Below are 17163 nucleotides of genomic sequence, written 5' to 3' on the forward strand. Positions count from 1 at the left end.
GTAATTCTATTGATCTTCTTCGCTTATATTTTGAAGGCCAGGTTTTCATAACCCCTTCACCGGCCACGGCACCTGGAATGTGCTGCTTTTTTCTTGGATCTGCTTAACTTATTTCTTCCTTCATTCAGGGCTTTTCATAGCTCAGTTTCATTTTTTGTTGTTCAATTATATTCTTCACATTTCTTCCTGCCTCCCTATCATCTCCTTCAATAACAATATTCGCATAATTGTTTCCGTTACCATGCAAGCCAAAGTTGATATTCATTACGCATCCCGAAGCTTTCCCCATCTCTCTCCCCTTAGCTGCTAAGTGCCGGGGTACAGAGACTAAAACTCCCATCACCAATGAGACTACGAATTGTGCAGCTGATGCAATATATCTGTTTCACATCAGCAATGTTCAGGCTGCTGCAAAGGTGGTATGAACAAGGCGCCTTCAAAACATAAGCGCAACAGCTCAATTGAAATATTATAGCCCTATCTCTCCTATCCACAGCCCAACAAATATCCTCCCGCGGTGGTATGTTTTACAGCGCCGTTTCATACCCCTTTGCAGCAGCAGAGCAATAAAACAAATCCATTGAGGCATTTCATTCGTATATAGCAACTCAACACAATAGTCACATGAAGAAAGATTTGATCTACCAGCTGGCACTCAGCAGCGTCCCCCATATCGGTTATGTTCATGCGAAAAATTTGATACAGCATTTTCATTCGGCTGAAGCGATCTTCAGGGCGCCGGTGCGCCTGCTTGAGAAAGTGGAAGGCATCGGAATGGCGAGGGCCAGAAGTATTGCAGGGTTCCGAAATTTTGCTGAAGCCGAACAAGAGATCCGTTTCCTGGAGAAATACCAGGTAACGCCAATCTTCCTCAATGATACTGCTTATCCGAAAAGGTTATTGCAATGCTATGATCCGCCAACGTTGTTGTTTTACAAAGGCAAGGCGGATCTGGGTGCGCAAAGGATGGTGGCCGTAGTGGGTACACGCATCAGTTCGGGCTATGGCAAGAGGGTAACGGACGAATTGATCCGCGATCTGGCCGACAGTATGCCCGGCACCTGCATTGTGAGTGGGCTCGCTTTCGGGATCGATGCGGAGGCCCACAAGGCGGCGATGCGATACGGTCTGCCAACCATCGGCGTGCTGGCGCATGGGATGGGCACTATCTATCCGAAGGAACATGCAGGACTGGCGAAGGAGATGATGCAGCAGGGCGCGTTGCTAACGGAGTTCAGCAGCCGAAAACAGCCGGACAAACATCATTTTCCTACCCGCAACCGGATTGTGGCCGGTTGTTGCGATGCGGTGGTGGTGATCGAAACAGGCGTCAAAGGCGGCAGTATGATCACGGCGGAACTGGCCAATGGCTACAACAGGGATGTTTTTGCCGTTCCCGGCCGGGTTTCCGATCCGCAAAGTGCAGGTTGCAATCAACTGATCAGGGAGAACAAAGCTGCATTGTTACAGTCTGCAGAAGACCTGATGCATTGGATGGGATGGAAGGCGGTGGAAAAGAAAAACGTGATGCAGCCCCGGCTTTTTCCGGAGCTCAATGCAACAGAGACGGTACTGGTAGAACTGCTGCGTACAAAAGATTCAGTTCATATGGAAGAGATCTGCGTCCACAGCGGATTTACACCCGGTACACTGGCAGGGGCCCTGCTGAACCTGGAACTGCAGCAGGTGATAGAATCTTTGCCGGGAAAAATGTACAGGCTCCGGTAACAATTTACCACCCGGAAAAGTTTTAATGGCCGAAAACCCGCTACCAGACTGCATTTCGTGTGTTTAACAAAATTTCATTTGGAGCATATGGTTTTGTCACCATACCTTTGCACATGGCAAGAATAAATAACGCTCCCGGAACAAAATCCCCCCAATCAGGTAAGTTTTTTGGCGATGGTTTAACGTTCGATGACGTTTTACTGGTACCCGCATACTCGCAGGTGCTTCCCAGAGATGTAAATATCTCAACCCATCTCACCAAAAGTATCGTACTGAATATTCCCATGTTATCTGCGGCAATGGATACGGTCACTGAGGCCAATTTAGCTATTGCACTGGCCCGCGAAGGCGGTATCGGTATCCTCCACAAGAACATGAGCATTGAAAAGCAGGTTGAGCAGGTCCGTAAAGTGAAGCGTAGTGAAAGCGGTCTCATCATCGACCCCATCACCCTTCACAAAGATGCCACCATCGGCGATGCCCTTCGCCTGATGAAAGACAATAAGATCGGCGGTATTCCCATCGTTGATAATGCAAACAAGCTCGTAGGTATCCTTACCAACCGCGATCTTCGTTTCGAAACTGATAGCAGGAAAAAGGTGGCCGAAGTAATGACCAGTGAAAACCTCATTACTGCTCCCGAAGGCACCGACCTCAAAAAAGCAGAAAAGATCCTCAAAGGATATAAGATCGAGAAACTCCCCGTGATCCGCAAAGACGGCAGCCTCGCCGGACTGATCACGTACAGGGATATCCTCCAGTTGTCCAGCCACCCCAATGCAGTGAAAGACAGCTACGGCCGTCTGCTCGCCGGCGCAGCCCTCGGTATCACGGGCGACCTGCTTGACAGGGCTTCAGCCCTCCAGCAGATCGGTGTGGATGTGGTTTGCCTGGATAGCGCCCACGGTCATTCCAAAGGTGTGATCGATGCATTGAAAACACTGAAGAAGAATTTCAAAAAATTGCAGGTGATCGCCGGCAATGTTGGTACTGCCGCTGGTGCAGCCGCTCTCGCAGAGGCAGGCGCTGACGCTGTGAAAGTTGGTATCGGACCTGGATCCATCTGTACTACTCGTATCGTGGCAGGAGCCGGCGTTCCCCAGATCACTGCCGTGATGGAAGCCGCTTCCGTTCTTCACAAAAAAGGAATTCCCCTGATTGCGGATGGTGGTATCCGTTATACCGGCGACATGGTGAAAGCCCTCGCAGCAGGCGCCAACCTGGTTATGATGGGCGGTGTGTTTGCAGGTACTGAAGAAAGCCCCGGAGAAACCATCATCTACGAAGGACGTAAATTCAAGCAATACCGCGGTATGGGTTCTATCAGCGCCATGAGCAAAGGCAGCGGCGACCGCTACTTCCAGGATGTAGAAGATGATATCAAGAAATTTGTACCGGAAGGGATCGAAGGCCGCGTAGCTTACAAAGGAAGCCTCAGCGAAATCGTTTACCAGTATATAGGCGGGCTTCGTGCAGGGATGGGATATTGCGGCGCCAAAGATATCAAAGCGCTTCAACAGGCCCAGTTCATTCGCATCACCAATGCGGCTATGAAAGAAAGCCACGCACACGATATCGAGATCACCAGGGAAGCTCCGAACTACAGCAGAAGATAATCAGCCTCATCCCCGAAAACACTGTTCATGAAAAATGCGCCGGTCCTACTGTTCGTCTTTGCCCTGCTTTGCTCAACAATCGTAAAAGCAAAAACCGGAACCGATTCCTCTGAATGCCACCTGCGCGTGAGCCTCCTCACCTGCAGCCCCGGCAATGAATTGTATTCCACATTCGGGCATACAGCCATCAGGGTGATAGACAGTGCCCACTCCCTGGACTATGTTTTCAACTACGGAACTTTTGACGACAGAGACCCGCAGTTCTATACCAAATTCACTAAAGGGATCATGCTGTACGCATTGTCTGCATATCCCTTCAGTGATTTTGTGTACGAATACAGCAGCGCAGGCAGAGGAGTGGTAGAACAGGAACTCCGGCTCACCTGCGAACATAAAAAAGCGCTTATCCATGCGCTGATGAGGAACAATACGGAAGACAACCGGTACTACAATTATTATTTCCACACTGATAACTGTACTACCCGCGCCCGTGACATGATCACAAAACATGCAGGCGATTCCGTTTCACTCGCCAATGTGCTGCCCGACAAAAAAATTACCTACCGTAATCTTATTCATCAATACCTCGATTCCTCCGGCATGCTCTGGAGCAAATTCGGGATCGATATCCTGCTCGGCGCTAACCTGGATGCAGCCGTCAACAATCAGGAGGCCATGTTCCTGCCGGACTACCTGATGAAAGGAATAGACAAAGCAACAGTGGATGGTCAACCGCTCGTAAGCGCCACTAACACCATCCTTCCAGCAGCAGCCCTTTCCGGCGAATCCAAAACGGCGGTGGCGCCAGTGATGTGCTTCGCTATTCTTTTGCTCACCATCACCGCACTTTCCGTGATGAACAATGAAGGTTTGAACAAGATGCTCTACATCTTTGATGTGATCTTCTTTCTTTTCCTCGGCCTCCTGGGTACCCTTCTCCTCACCCTCTGGCTTATTCGCGTAGATGATGTTTGCAGGAACAATTACAATTTGCTTTGGGCAATTCCTACCCACCTGATCGCGGCATTAGCCTTGCTGTTCAATTCGCGGAGAACCTGGTTAAGAAGATATTTCCGTATCATCGCGATGCTTACCGGACTGGTGTTGGTTTCCTGGTTTTTCCTGCCCCAACAACTCAATCCGGCCATCGCCCCGGTACTCGGTCTGATACTGGTTCGCTCCTTTTACAGAAGCAAATAAAAACAACCCTTATGTTCATCGAGAAAACCATCCAGATAGCGGACCAGCAATGGTATTACCGCAAAGCAGGCAAAGGCGCCGCCGTGGTGCTGGTGCACGGATTTGCCGAAGACAGCCAGGGATGGGCATTGCAGCAGGAATTCCTGCAGCAGTATTTCACGGTGATCGTTCCGGACCTTCCGGGCAGTGGTCATTCCACTGCAACAGGCACCGAATGGTCCATGGAAATGTTTGCCGATGGCATTCACGCCATTCTGGAAGAAGAACAGATCAATACCGCCATTATTATTGGTCATAGCATGGGAGGATATATCTCCCTGGCATTCGCTGAAAAATATCCGCAGCAACTTCTCGGCCTGGGCCTGTTTCATAGTACAGCCATGGCCGATAGTGAGGAGCGTAAGAATATCCGCAGGCGTGGCATCGAATTCATCAAAGAGCATGGCGCTGCCAAATTCCTGGAACAGGCCACGCCCAATCTTTTTGCGGAAGGAACCAGACAGGAAAATCCGCAACTGGTGCAACAGATCACAGACAGGTATGAAGGTTTCAGTGCAGCATCACTGATCAGTTATTATGAAGCGATGATCCGCCGCCCGGACCGCACCGCCCTGTTACAGAATATCCCCCAACCAGTCCTGTTCGTGATCGGTCAATACGATGCCACCATCCCTCCCGATGCCGTATTGCCACAGACCTATCTTCCCGGGTTTTCTTTTGTTGAGATCCTCAATCATTCCGGCCATATGGGTATGCTGGAAGAAACTCCAAGGGCCAACCAGCTTCTTTACCGCTTTTGCGATGCCTGCCAGACAGTAGTTCCCGGTCACTGAATTATCTGAGCTTCCTACCAACGATCCCCATATTTATATCGTATTAAATAATCGATCGCCAGCCTGAAAGGCTGGGCAGTTTGTTGTATATTCAATATCCCTTCTGCAACCACGGAAACAGTTTTCCGGCCAGCTGCTTTACTCCGGCCTGATCTTAATCGGAAGTAAATGAAGAGAAAACTACTATGGACCGCTGTTCTGCTGATGACCTGTTACACTTCACTCCATGCTGCGCATATCAGGGGTGGGGAATTGTCGTACAAATTTATCAGTGCGGGAACCACTCCCAATACATCTATTTACGAGATCACGCTCAAACTTTATATCGACTGTAACCAGAACGCGCCCGGGCAACTGGAAACCGAAGTGCCCATCACCATTTTCAGGAGCGCCACCAATACAGAAGACAGGACCCTGGTGGCTCCCATGAGCTTTGAAAATTTCATCCGGTACGATCCAAATTCCAATCCCTGTATTTCCAATGCCCCCACCGATGTTTGCTACAGGCTCCGGTACTTCACCACCCGGGTTACGCTGGCAAATATCCCCGGAGGTTACACGCTGGCCTGGCAGCGATGCTGCCGCATCAATGGGATCCGGAATGTATCCGCCCCCAGCGAAAGCTATGGCGTTACCTGCGTGGCCAATATTCCCGGCACCAATATAGATGGTGTTCCCGATGCATATAAAAATTCCAGTCCGCAATTCGATCCCCGCGACGCAGTGGCCATCTGCTACGGTTCTTATTTCACTTTCGATTTCTCCGCCATCGACTCCGATACCAATTCAGTAGGCAAGCTCTCAGACTCGCTGGTGTATTCACTTTGCGAAGCCTATAACGGTGGCGGACAAGGGAATTCCTGGCCCAATGTTCCCAATCCCAATCCGGCCAACAATCCCCCTTATTATCCGATCAGCTACAGCGGCAGCTACTCAGGCTCATCCCCCATGGGGCCCAATGCAACCATCGATCCTAAAACCGGTATACTCTCAGGCATCGCTCCGTCTGTGGAAGGACAATATGTGGTGAAAGCCTGTGTGAGCGAATACCGCAACAATGTACTCATCAATGTGCATCATAAAGAGATCCATCTCCGCGTATCAGATTGCATTCCGCTGAGAGCAAGGCTGAAACCGGATTATTCCTATTGCGACGATTTCAATGTAACCTTCCGCAATGAACAGGTGAACCCCGCCGGCACCATGTATATCTGGGACTATGGAGATGGTTCCAAACGTGATACCGTGTTTGCCGCCGATGGAATGGTCCGGCATCTTTACAACGCGCCCAACGATTATACCATCAAGCTCAAAGTGGTCCTTGCCGGACAATGCTTCGATTCCACCACCACCATCGCCAAAGTATGGCCCGGCTTCAAACCAGCCTTCACCTGGCGCGGCTCCTGCATACTCAACCCGATACAGTTTGAAGACAGGACCACCACCGTTTACGGATCAGTAAGTAAGTGGCAATGGGATTTCGGAGATGAAACAAGCAGCAGCGATGCCAGCACACAAAAAAATCCCGCCTGGCGTTACTCCACAACAGGCTTCAAATCTGTCCGGCTGATAGTGGAAAGCGATAAAGGTTGTATCGATACACTTGTTCAAAGCAATGTGGAAATAAAGGACAAACCAACCATCACACTCGCATTCAGGGACACGCTCATCTGCAGTAACAGGCCTGTGCAGGACACCTTGCAGCTGCAGGCAAGCGGCTTTGGTGTTTTCAGCTGGACGCCCACCACCGATTTGCTCTTTCCAAACTCCGGTACACCATTGGTGTTCCCCGACAAAACTACCATCTACCGGGTATCATTGAACGAAAATGGCTGCATCAACACAGACAGCGTGAAAGTGCGAACGATTAGCTTCGTTACACTCGATGCCGGACCTGATACCACCATCTGCCTCACCGATACCATTCAACTCCGGCCCCGATCAGACGGTCTCCGGTATACCTGGACTTCCACTCCTGCCAGCCCCATCGACGATGCCAATGCCAGGAACCCACTGGTGAACCCAACTGGCAACACCAGCTACGAAGTATTTGCAGAAGTGGGTAAATGCAATACCACCGACAATTTGCGAGTAACCACAATTCCTTACCCCACTTCCATTGCCGGCCCTGATACCACCATCTGTTATGCAGATACCATCCGATTGCATGGCTCCATGATCGGCGCCAGGCTCAACTGGTTGCCCATGAACACACTGAGCAATCCTTTTATCCTCTCACCATTTGCCTGGCCATTGCGCACTACCACTTATATACTGCGCGTTACAGATACTATCGGTTGCCCCAAACCGAAATTCGATTCCGTGACCGTTACTGTAAGATCTCAAATCCATGCTTTTGCAGGTAACGACACCAGTATCGTGATCAACCAGCCCCTGCGGCTTTCCGGAAGCGGCGCAGAATTCATAGAATGGTGGCCCTCGAATTTCCTGAGCACCACGCGCGGCTCCAATCCCGTTGCCCTGCTCTCTGATCATTACACTTATTACATGCGCGCCTATACGGCAGAAGGTTGCTACGCTGATGATACCATCAATGTAAAAGTATTCAAAACCAAACCTGATGTGTTTGTGCCCAATGCATTCCGGCCCGGAGGCACACAGAACAATTTGTTGCGGCCTATTCTGGCAGGCATCTCCAAACTAAGCTATTTCCAGGTCTACAACCGCTGGGGACAGCTCGTATTCCAAACCTCACAACCAGGTGCTGGCTGGGATGGCAGGATCGGCGGTAAACTGCAGGACCCGGGAACATTTGTTTGGATGGTGAAAGCAGAAGACTTCCTCGGACAGTGGATCATTAAAAAAGGGACCGCTGTTCTTATCCGGTAATGAATTGGCGCAGCGTGTGGGCAGTCGCTCGCCTCTGGCGAGTGATTTTTGTTTAGTCGCCTCCGGCGACGCGGTGTTCGCCGGAGGCGAACAAATACAGGTCACTCGCCAGAGGCGAGCGACTGCCAACTCTCCGCCCTTTTTAGTCGCCCCACACACACTCCGACCTTCTTGCTAACACTCCGATTTTCTTTAGATTGCAGCCACAAAAAAATTCCATCATGCCACAAACAGTATTGATCACCGGAGCTACCTCAGGATTCGGAAAAGCATTTGCCTCCAAGTTTGCAGCCAATGGATACAGGCTGATCATTACAGGCCGCAGGGAAGACAGGCTTGAAGCCATCAGGAATGAACTGCAATCAACATACGGAACAAGCGTGCATACCCTGCATTTCGATGTACAGGACCGCGCCGCCACTTTCCAGGCCATCGGATCGCTACCCGCTGAATGGCAACAGATCGATGTACTGATCAACAATGCAGGATTGGCGCTGGGCCGCGATTTTGTTGATGAAGCCAATCTTGACGACTGGGAAACCATGATCGATACCAACCTGAAAGGGCTCATGTATGTGAGCAAAGCCGTACTTCCCTTCATGATCAGGAACAAGAAAGGACAAATCATCAATATCGGCTCCACCGCAGCAAAAGAAGTGTATGAAAGAGGAAACGCCTACTGCGCCACCAAATCCGCTGTTGAAGCCATTTCCAAAGGAATGAGGATCGATCTTTTGCGTCATGGCATCAAGGTTACCGCCATTCACCCAGGCGCCGCCGAGACGGAATTCTCCGTTGTCCGCTTCAAAGGCGATGCCTCACAGGCCTCCAAAGTGTACGATGGATTCCAGCCTCTCAGTGCAGAAGATGTGGCAGATGTGGCGTTTTTTACCACCACCCTTCCCCAACATGTTTGCATCAACGACCTGGTTTTAACCTGTACCGCCCAGGCTAACTCAATATATTTCTACAAACAAGGATAATACATAGAAACATTTAATTTTATATGAAAATTTCCCAGAACGTTTGGCAAAGTATTTGAATTGATTAATTTTGAAGAAGTTCCTTAATCCAAGTTCCGTCCAAAAAACCATACCGTATGTTCAAGACCCTGTTGAAATTCATTTCCGGCGCCATGCTGTGGCTAGCTGTTGGCGTTCAACCATCACAGGCGCAGGATATGATCAGACAACAAAGCTGTGATATCAGCGGCTATACTTCAGCGATAGATTCCATCAAACAATATTATGGTGAACGCGGCTTCAGCCTTCTTCGTGAGGCCAGCATGACCATGGAAAGCGAATACGAAATGCCTATCATCATGCCCATGACACAAGGCACCTGGTACCAGTTCGTTTTTATCGGTGATCCCAGCTCCAGGTTGTACGAAGTAAGAATGTATGATTACAATGAAAAGGAAGTGATCTTCAAACAGAACAGGTGGGGCGATGTGGATGGCAATATCATCAACTTCGATTATGTTCCCAGGTTCTCGGAAATGCACATGATCAAACCGGTGCAGGTGAACAAAAAGAAAAAGAAACTCTGTGGCTATGTAATGTTGTTCAAGCGCACAGCTCCTCCCGGAACAGAAAAGAAATAATTTCTTCCCATCTTTTTATTGTGGGCCGGCTAAAATGTCGGCCCTTTTGTTTATCGGGGAGTAGTCGTTCGCCTGCGGCGAACACCGCGTCGCCGGAGGCGACTAAATATAAGTCACTCGCCGGAGGCGAGCGACTGCCAGCTCACTGACATTTTTAATCACTTACTTATTGGGCCAGCGAGATCCTTACCTGCACACCTGCCCTGGTATTGGTGATAGGCGGTGAGGAGGATATTTTGGGCGTTACTCTTCTCTGCTCGAAGTACAGTTTTATATTCACACGATTGCTGATCACGTAATCCACAGAAGGATTGATGAAGATGGTCTTGGCTCCGTTTGTAGGCAGGGTTTGTTCCTGATCAAGACGGCTGTTGGCCGTGATATCATCACGCAGACTGAGGTCGAGACGGAAGCTGGCATCATTCTCCAGCGGCTTACCTTTCCATTTGATCCAGGAGAAAGCCCCACGCTTTCTGAAACCGGCGCCGATAGTGAATTCCGTAGTGCGCGTTTCACTCAGTTGATAATCGATCAGGCTCAGGCTGAGGGTTCTCGATTTTTTATACTCAAACCTTGCAGTAAGCTGGTTGGTGAACTGCATATCCAGGTCGATCAGTGGAGAGAACTCTTCAGAGATCGTGATATTGGGCACCAGGAAATAAGGCACGTAGTTGCCTGCAGAGTCCAGGAAGCCAGGGAATCCATATCGCAGATCATCACGATACAGCAATGCAGAATTGAAACTGTTCATACCGAGCGTACTGTTGTATCCATGGGTAACGGTAAAGTTGGTGAAGATCTTTTCCAATGCCTTGATACGGGTAAGGCCTGTATAAGTGATCCTCCAGTTTGGTTTCGGCAGGATGCCGGAGAACGGATTGGAACGGATATTCGGATTGTTCTGTTTCAGCAGCGGCACAGATTTAGGATCCTTGCCGGTGTAAGCAGCAATAAAGGCCGGGATCAGCACATCCTGTGCATAGCGGCTGTACCCTCTGTAATAACCATCGGAGAGGAATTTCTCAGTTTCGGGCAATGCCTGCCAGTATGGGTTGGACTCAGCCAATCGTTTGGAAAGAATGTAGCGGTAGTCCTGGAAACGCTGGAACATTTCGCTCACGGAATTCGCTTCCACTTTCTTGAACAAGGTCTGGAACGAAATATAAGTTACGCGGAAACTGCCGGCGCTGTACGGGTTAAGCCTTGCAAAGTGAAGACCTGTACCGGTTGTGTCTTTGTACAGTTCGGAATAGTTCTTACCAAATTGTTTATCGATGGTGATATCGATCATCAGGTCGCGGATGGGCTGTAATTGAGCGGTGATATTGAATCGTTGCGTATAGTCCTGCCTGTTCTGGAAGTTGAAATTGGAATCAGCGGAGAGCCAACCTTTCTGCGCCATTGTGCTGATGAAGCTGGTGTCTGGCTGTTTACCGAAAATGAATGGCAGACCCGGTGCGCCGGACCTGAAGTTCATACCGAGTGCACGGGTGGAATCCGTATAACCATAGATGGTAGCTCCTGCCACTTCGGAGTATTCGAGCTTCGCACGTTTCACCATGGTGAGGAAGCGGCCTGCGAATTTGGCGCCGGGACTGAGCACCAGCGGTTCATTCCTGTCGCGTTTCCGTTTGGTGGTATCTTTCGGGTCCCGCGGCGCTTTGGGTGCAGCAGGATTATCATCTTCTATGGCGCGCAGGAACCTGCTTTTCGAATAGAGCTGGGTGAAGTCCATTTCGAAAGTGAGGGTCTTGCGTTGCTGGTTGCTGAGCGTATTGCCCAGTTCGCGGGCAATCAGAGAGGCGCCGATCCAGTCGAAGTCAGCGGCATATGATGCACGAAGTGTGGTCCAGTTGAGTGCAGGGATCTTGCTCATCGGCACATTATAGCTGAACTCAGCATGCTGATTGTAGGAGATGGTGCGGCCGCCTTTCCAGAAATTGTGCCACATGCTTTTCTTTTCACGATCATCTAGTCTGCCGGAATCTTCATCCACCCATGATTTGTTCACGGCAGTGAAATCCACATTGAATGAACGTGTCAGGTCCCATCGGAGATTATAGAAACGGTCGAACGTAAAGAATTTGTCGTACGTCTCAGGCAATCCGCCTTTCGGTCCACCCACATTGCGCGGTCTGAATGCGCCGAACTGACGGTTCACATCAGCCCGGAATCCGAGCAGTGAAGGGATCGGGTTGATATTGAAATCTTTGAACAGGGCCAGCCAGGGCGATCTCGATTTGATCATCCGTTTGGCAGGCTCCCAGAATTTTGGCGTGGATGTATAATTGTATCCCACTGCTGCACGATGCCTGACCAGTTCATTGTTTTCGATCAGCGGGTTATGCTGTTCTTCTTTATAATAAGAATAACTCACATCGACATTTTCAATACTCCATATCTGTTGTTTCTTACCGGAGGTATTGTTCTTTCTCACGTTGGTAAAGGCGAAGGAACGGATGGTCTTCACATCTACGGCATCGTCCCTGATCGAATCCTTGGTATCGCCGGCAGCCGCTTTGAGCTTGTCTTTCAGTTTCACATCCAGGTCATATGGATCGTATTCCGGAGTGGACACAGCTTTGGAATAGCTGGCGTAGAAAGGAATGCTCATGCCTGCCTTCTGCGGGATCAGTTTACCCAGCTCCAGGTTGGTGGCAATATCAAATTGCTTGAAGTTGTCGCGTGAACGTTCATTGATCCTTTGTTCAAGTGTACCGAAGCCGGCACTATGCGCCGCACCGGCAATATACAGGGTACCGAGATCGGCCAGCTGAATGTCTACACGGCCGAGCGCAGCCCAGCCTCCTTTCTCATCGAGATCGCTCAGGCGAAGTTCGTTGAACCATACTTCGGTACAGGCTTCTTCACGATTTCGGTTCTCTACCCCCAGGAAGAAGATTCGAACTTCACCGAGGTTGGGATTACCCAAAATCGCATATTCCTTACCGTCAGCATCGGTCTGTTTATAATAATTGGATACCTGTCCATTATTGTTGCGGGACACTTTCAATTGAATGAGCCGGTCCAGTGCGAGGTCCAGTTCATTCTGCAATGGCCAGATCAACTGGGCATCGCTGGTGAACCAGGGCGTCATCTTCAGCGGGATCTTGATCTCATAATAGTTATTGATGAGGTCAGCGCCGAGACGGATCACACCATACAATTCATTATCGCGGATATCGCTGCTGGAGTTCACAGATTCTGCGTGAATGTACAACTGCATGCGGCCGTACTGACGGAGATCGAGGTTCATGGTCTTGAACACGCCTCTCGATTCCTGACGGGCGAGATTGCACACTTTAAGGCTCATACTCTGCTCGTTCAACAACAGGTTCACGTTGTTGTTGCTCAGCGCCTGCTGACGCTCTACCCCGGGAGGCGTACGGTAAGGAACAGGCCTGCGTGCATTATTCTCCTCCACATTCACCGCCAGCTGATTGAAAGTAGTGGTGGTATTGGTGGGGATCGGTTTATAGGTACCGGTAGTATCCAGCTCAAAGCTGAACCTGCGCCATGTGTTGCGCACCAGTTCCAGTTTGGCAAAACGCAATACCACTGAATCTTCAAACCCGGTGAGGAACATCCGGATGAAACGGATGGATTTGAAGTCGGGGATATTACCCACTTTCTTTTCATATTGAGCGATAGGAATGCGGAACAGGTACCATTTCTCAGGGATACCACCGTTGGGGGTAAACCCGATACTGTCGGTAATGAAGTTTTGTCCCACTTCAAATTCGCTCGACTTCAGCTCAACGCGGTACTGAAAATATTCTTCCAGTTCATTGAGGGTATTATCCCGGTTGAATTCTTCCTGGTCCGGCAGCATGGTGAAGGCAGCCACATTGCTTTGGTTGGTGGCAACAGGAGAGTTACCCTGTGGTCCGTTGTAGTTCTTATAACGGCCAAGGATACCCGTACGTGTCTGATCGTATTCACCATCACGGTAATTGAGGAAATCGTCATTGCTCGGATCTTTCAAGGCATCCTGGTATATTTTGCTGCTGGTGCCGAAGCGGTTGGCCAGTTCCTGGAGATAGGCTGCGAACTTTTCTCTTTCAGCTTCATTCACGAGGCCGTCGAAGCCTGCATCCTGCAATTGCCTGTCAGCAGGATCGTTACTGAATGCCTGTGTAACCTGGATGGGATTGCCCGGCACTTTACCCCATCTTGTATCGGGATCTTCCAGGGCTTTGGTAACAGCGCCGCTGATACCGTTCTCGAAAAATCGTTTTCCATCTTTCAATACATCTTCTGAAATATTACCGAGGTTGAAATACAGTTGACCGCCGGTGCTGGAAGGTGTTTTGATATAGGGGTCCTGCATCCAGAATTCGATGAATTCCACGTTGCCGGTTTCGAAGTCCACCTGGTCAAGACCGCGCATGATGCCACCCCAGCGGGTTTGCGGGTCCGTCAGTTTGCCATCGGCAGTTACATTTTCTGCATCGAAGTTATACGGACCTTTTTCGGTTGGATAATAAGCGATATCGAAGGTTACCAGCTGGCTCTGTCCCAGGTCCGGTGTACGGTTGGGATAGATCTGCGTGAGGTTCACCGGCCGGATGCGCGGATCGGAGAAATCTTCATAAGATCTTACGGGGTTATTGCCGGAACGCCTGTCCTGCAATACAGGTTCGATATTGTACCATGCGATCTTGGCCCGGTTGAAACCGTAAGGGAGCGAATCGCGGTAATTGGCTTCAGGGAAGAGCCCATTGTTTGCTGGCGTACTGGAGATCCCCCAGCTCACCAACGGGAAGCGCAGGTCGATGGAATTGCGTGATCCTTCAAAATCATCAACGAAGATGAGGCCGGCCTTTCCTTTTCCGATCTGTGGCGGGTGGCCCGGCTTCAACAGGGCTGCTTCACCGTAAGCGGTGATAGTACTCATCACATTCGTTTCATAGAATGGTAATTTGTTCAACAGGGAAGTAAGCCTGGGCGATTCAGTGCGATAGTTGAAATCCAGTCCGTACATGGTGTTGCGGATCGGATCATCATTGTACTGCGTTTTAGTGAAGAAGGGCCGTTCACCCAGGCGCACCATGCTGGCGCCGATATTCAATGATTCACGGGCAGTATTCTTCACCTGGTACCCTAACCGGATACCCATGAAATTACGCTGTTGTATGCCGATACTGGCATTATTCTCGAACTGCACATTCACCGGAACTCCGGAAGCCAGGATTGCAGGATTGATCACACGCAGTGTTCCAACGTTATAATCGATTGTATAATCCACGTCTTCCTTGAGCAGTTGCCCCCCGGACATAACGGTAACGGACCCGCGGGGAATATTGAATGCATTGAGGTTGATCTCTGAATTGGAATTACCTTTCGCATAACCGCTGATGATATACCTGTCCAGGTTCGCATAGGTCTGCGCGATAGCCTTGATAGTATCATAGAGCGGATAGTAAACATATTTGTCTTTAAGGTCCTGTGAGCTGTTCCGGAAGGCCACGGAATCTAGGTCGCGACCGAATGGCTCAAGGAATGGGAAGATGATCCTTGCCTGCTGGCTCATTACGGTGAATCCTTCTATATAGTCGAACACCCCATCGGGCATGGGGTCGTTGCGTGCGTTGAGCCGGTCTAAGTTCAGCAATGTGATGATGGGCACGCCCACCCTGTCGCCTTCCGGCAGGAATCTTTTCTGACCGAGGCTGGGTTGTTCGTAAAGTACATTCAGTTTGAAATCCTGTGGCTGCACACTGGAGAGGTAGCTATTGTCTTTACTCTTCAACGCATACACGTTTTTCATCATCAGGTCCCAGAGCGGCAGGTTGGTACGTTGCGAAGTAGCTTTCAGGAGTTTCAGGAAGAAGATCTTTTGCGTACCTCCTTTGTTCACGGTTGTATCGGGTGTTACATCCTGTGAGAACTCACCTACCTGGAGGATACGTCCATTGTAACTGTACTGGTAGGCAACACCCAGCACTTCATCAGGTTGAAGCGGCTGGTTGAGCGAGAGGAAGCCTACCTGCGGGTTGAAATAATATTCAGTAGGGCTCAGCTTGCGAGCGAATGTTTTTTCAAAGTCCTGCACAGGCTGCAATCCGAGCGTTGATAATTTGGAAGTGATGAGGGCAGAGTTCCGGCTGTTGGGATCGCTCACGATCCGCTGATAGAGGTCGTTGGATTCGTTGGATGGATATGGCTGCGCGCTGAGCGGATTGATACTGTTATTGAACGGATCTGGTTCTGCCAGGTCCATCAGACCTACCACATCACGGGTTTCCGTAGTGGACCCATTACGGTTGGTAACCCACACCTCCATACGAAGGATCTGCACTTTCGAGCTCACCACCGGCAGTTTGCTCATGGCCTGGTTGTACTGATTACGGAAGTACTGCGCCAGGAGGAAGTGACGGTTCTCTTCGTAATCATTGGCCTTGAATTCGAAATACATATTGGAACTGCCACCGGCTACGTTCATACTCTGGCGCTGCGAGCGTTGATTGGCCATTACGGCAGAAACGCTGAGTTTGCCGAACTGCAGTTCAGTTTTGATACCGAACAATTGCTGTGCACCGGGAATGAGGGAGCCTTTGGAAGTCCAGCTGACATTACCGGCTTCGATACGTTTAATGATCTCATCGTCCGTTCCGGTATAGTCCAGTTTCAGCTGGTTTTCGAAATCCATATTGGCCAGGGTATTGTAATTGATCGGCAGCCTGAGCTTGTCCCCGATATTACCTATCACGCTGAGATTGGCGTTCATATCGAAATCGAAGCCACCATTCCGCCTGGCCCTTTCGGGTAGTGAAGGGTTCTTGATATTTTGCCCCTGGTAACCGGCGATGAGGTTCACTTCGCCCTGCGGCCTGATCTCGATCTTTCCATTACCGAAGATGCGGTTGAAGAGGTTGTCTGTAACGCTCATCCTCGGACGAAGTAATTTCCTGTTGAGGCTGCTGAGGATATTGGAGCGTTTCTGGAAATATTCGTTCTCCGATTTCCGCGCCTGCAGATTCAGGAATTCCTCGAAGGTCATGGAGGTAGGCTTTCTGAAATAGAAATTACCCACCTTTTCTATGATATAATATTGTTTTGTTTTGGGGTCATACACCACGGAGTCTGTGATGTTGACTGGATCCGGGAGATCGAAAGACCTTTTCCGTGGGGCGCTGTAGCGGTCTCCCCTACGGTCATGAATAGGGTATTTGAGGGTATCAGCAGTCTTTTTTACTGTGGTATCCTGTTGAGGGGCATGATTTGCTTTTGTGGCTGTGCAAAAAAGCACAAGCACAGCAATGCAAATTGCTTTGAAACAATTATTGTGGTTGATATTACGGGCCAATCTTTTTTCTCAAGAATTAGTTAA

General features: G+C 49.8%; 8 protein-coding genes. 7 read left to right on the top strand and 1 reads right to left on the bottom strand.

The genetic code is table 11. From position 1 onward, the window contains the following. Window positions 1-624: 624 nt before the first annotated feature. The 7 genes from dprA to D9Y29_RS07880 all read left to right on the top strand — a co-directional run bounded on the left by dprA (window position 625) and on the right by D9Y29_RS07880 (window position 9830). Complete coding sequence (gene dprA, locus D9Y29_RS07850) at window positions 625-1728, top strand: DNA-processing protein DprA (RefSeq protein ID WP_127126728.1); 1104 nt, start codon at window positions 625-627, stop codon at window positions 1726-1728. 113 nt (window positions 1729-1841) lie between these two features. After that, on the top strand, window positions 1842-3344 hold the full coding sequence (guaB, locus tag D9Y29_RS07855) for an IMP dehydrogenase (RefSeq protein WP_127126730.1): 1503 nt from the start codon (window positions 1842-1844) through the stop codon (window positions 3342-3344). A gap of 27 nt (window positions 3345-3371) precedes the next feature. Then, window positions 3372-4544: an Lnb N-terminal periplasmic domain-containing protein gene (locus D9Y29_RS07860; protein ID WP_127126732.1), complete on the top strand. Its 1173-nt coding sequence runs from the start codon at window positions 3372-3374 to the stop codon at window positions 4542-4544. A gap of 11 nt (window positions 4545-4555) precedes the next feature. Then, window positions 4556-5377 (top strand): alpha/beta fold hydrolase, encoded by an 822-nt coding sequence (locus D9Y29_RS07865; protein WP_127126733.1) that lies wholly within the window; start codon window positions 4556-4558, stop codon window positions 5375-5377. Between the two features lie 168 nt (window positions 5378-5545). Beyond that, window positions 5546-8227, top strand: coding sequence for a PKD domain-containing protein (locus D9Y29_RS07870; protein ID WP_127126735.1), 2682 nt, complete (start codon window positions 5546-5548; stop codon window positions 8225-8227). Window positions 8228-8448: 221 nt separating this feature from the next. After that, window positions 8449-9210, top strand: coding sequence for an SDR family NAD(P)-dependent oxidoreductase (locus tag D9Y29_RS07875; RefSeq protein ID WP_127126737.1), 762 nt, complete (start codon window positions 8449-8451; stop codon window positions 9208-9210). Window positions 9211-9326: 116 nt separating this feature from the next. After that, the gene (locus tag D9Y29_RS07880; RefSeq protein ID WP_127126739.1) at window positions 9327-9830 is read left to right on the top strand and encodes a hypothetical protein; all 504 of its coding nucleotides are present in this window, start codon (window positions 9327-9329) and stop codon (window positions 9828-9830) included. A gap of 166 nt (window positions 9831-9996) precedes the next feature. On the opposite strand, the gene sov is transcribed toward D9Y29_RS07880, so the two are convergent. Next, on the bottom strand, window positions 9997-17088 hold the full coding sequence (gene sov / locus D9Y29_RS07885) for a T9SS outer membrane translocon Sov/SprA (RefSeq protein WP_241237873.1): 7092 nt from the start codon (window positions 17086-17088) through the stop codon (window positions 9997-9999). Window positions 17089-17163 lie beyond the last annotated feature (75 nt).

Origin of the sequence: Pseudoflavitalea rhizosphaerae (genome assembly GCF_003991355.1) — a bacterium.
GTDB lineage: Bacteria > Bacteroidota > Bacteroidia > Chitinophagales > Chitinophagaceae > Pseudobacter > Pseudobacter rhizosphaerae.

Bases quoted from the DNA above. Each gene is read 5' to 3' on its own strand.
- dprA (WP_127126728.1), top strand. From the start codon at position 625: ATGAAGAAAGATTTGATCTACCAGCTGGCACTCAGCAGCGTCCCCCAT.
- guaB (WP_127126730.1), top strand. From the start codon at position 1,842: ATGGCAAGAATAAATAACGCTCCCGGAACAAAATCCCCCCAATCAGGT.
- D9Y29_RS07860 (WP_127126732.1), top strand. From the start codon at position 3,372: ATGAAAAATGCGCCGGTCCTACTGTTCGTCTTTGCCCTGCTTTGCTCA.
- D9Y29_RS07865 (WP_127126733.1), top strand. From the start codon at position 4,556: ATGTTCATCGAGAAAACCATCCAGATAGCGGACCAGCAATGGTATTAC.
- D9Y29_RS07870 (WP_127126735.1), top strand. From the start codon at position 5,546: ATGAAGAGAAAACTACTATGGACCGCTGTTCTGCTGATGACCTGTTAC.
- D9Y29_RS07875 (WP_127126737.1), top strand. From the start codon at position 8,449: ATGCCACAAACAGTATTGATCACCGGAGCTACCTCAGGATTCGGAAAA.
- D9Y29_RS07880 (WP_127126739.1), top strand. From the start codon at position 9,327: ATGTTCAAGACCCTGTTGAAATTCATTTCCGGCGCCATGCTGTGGCTA.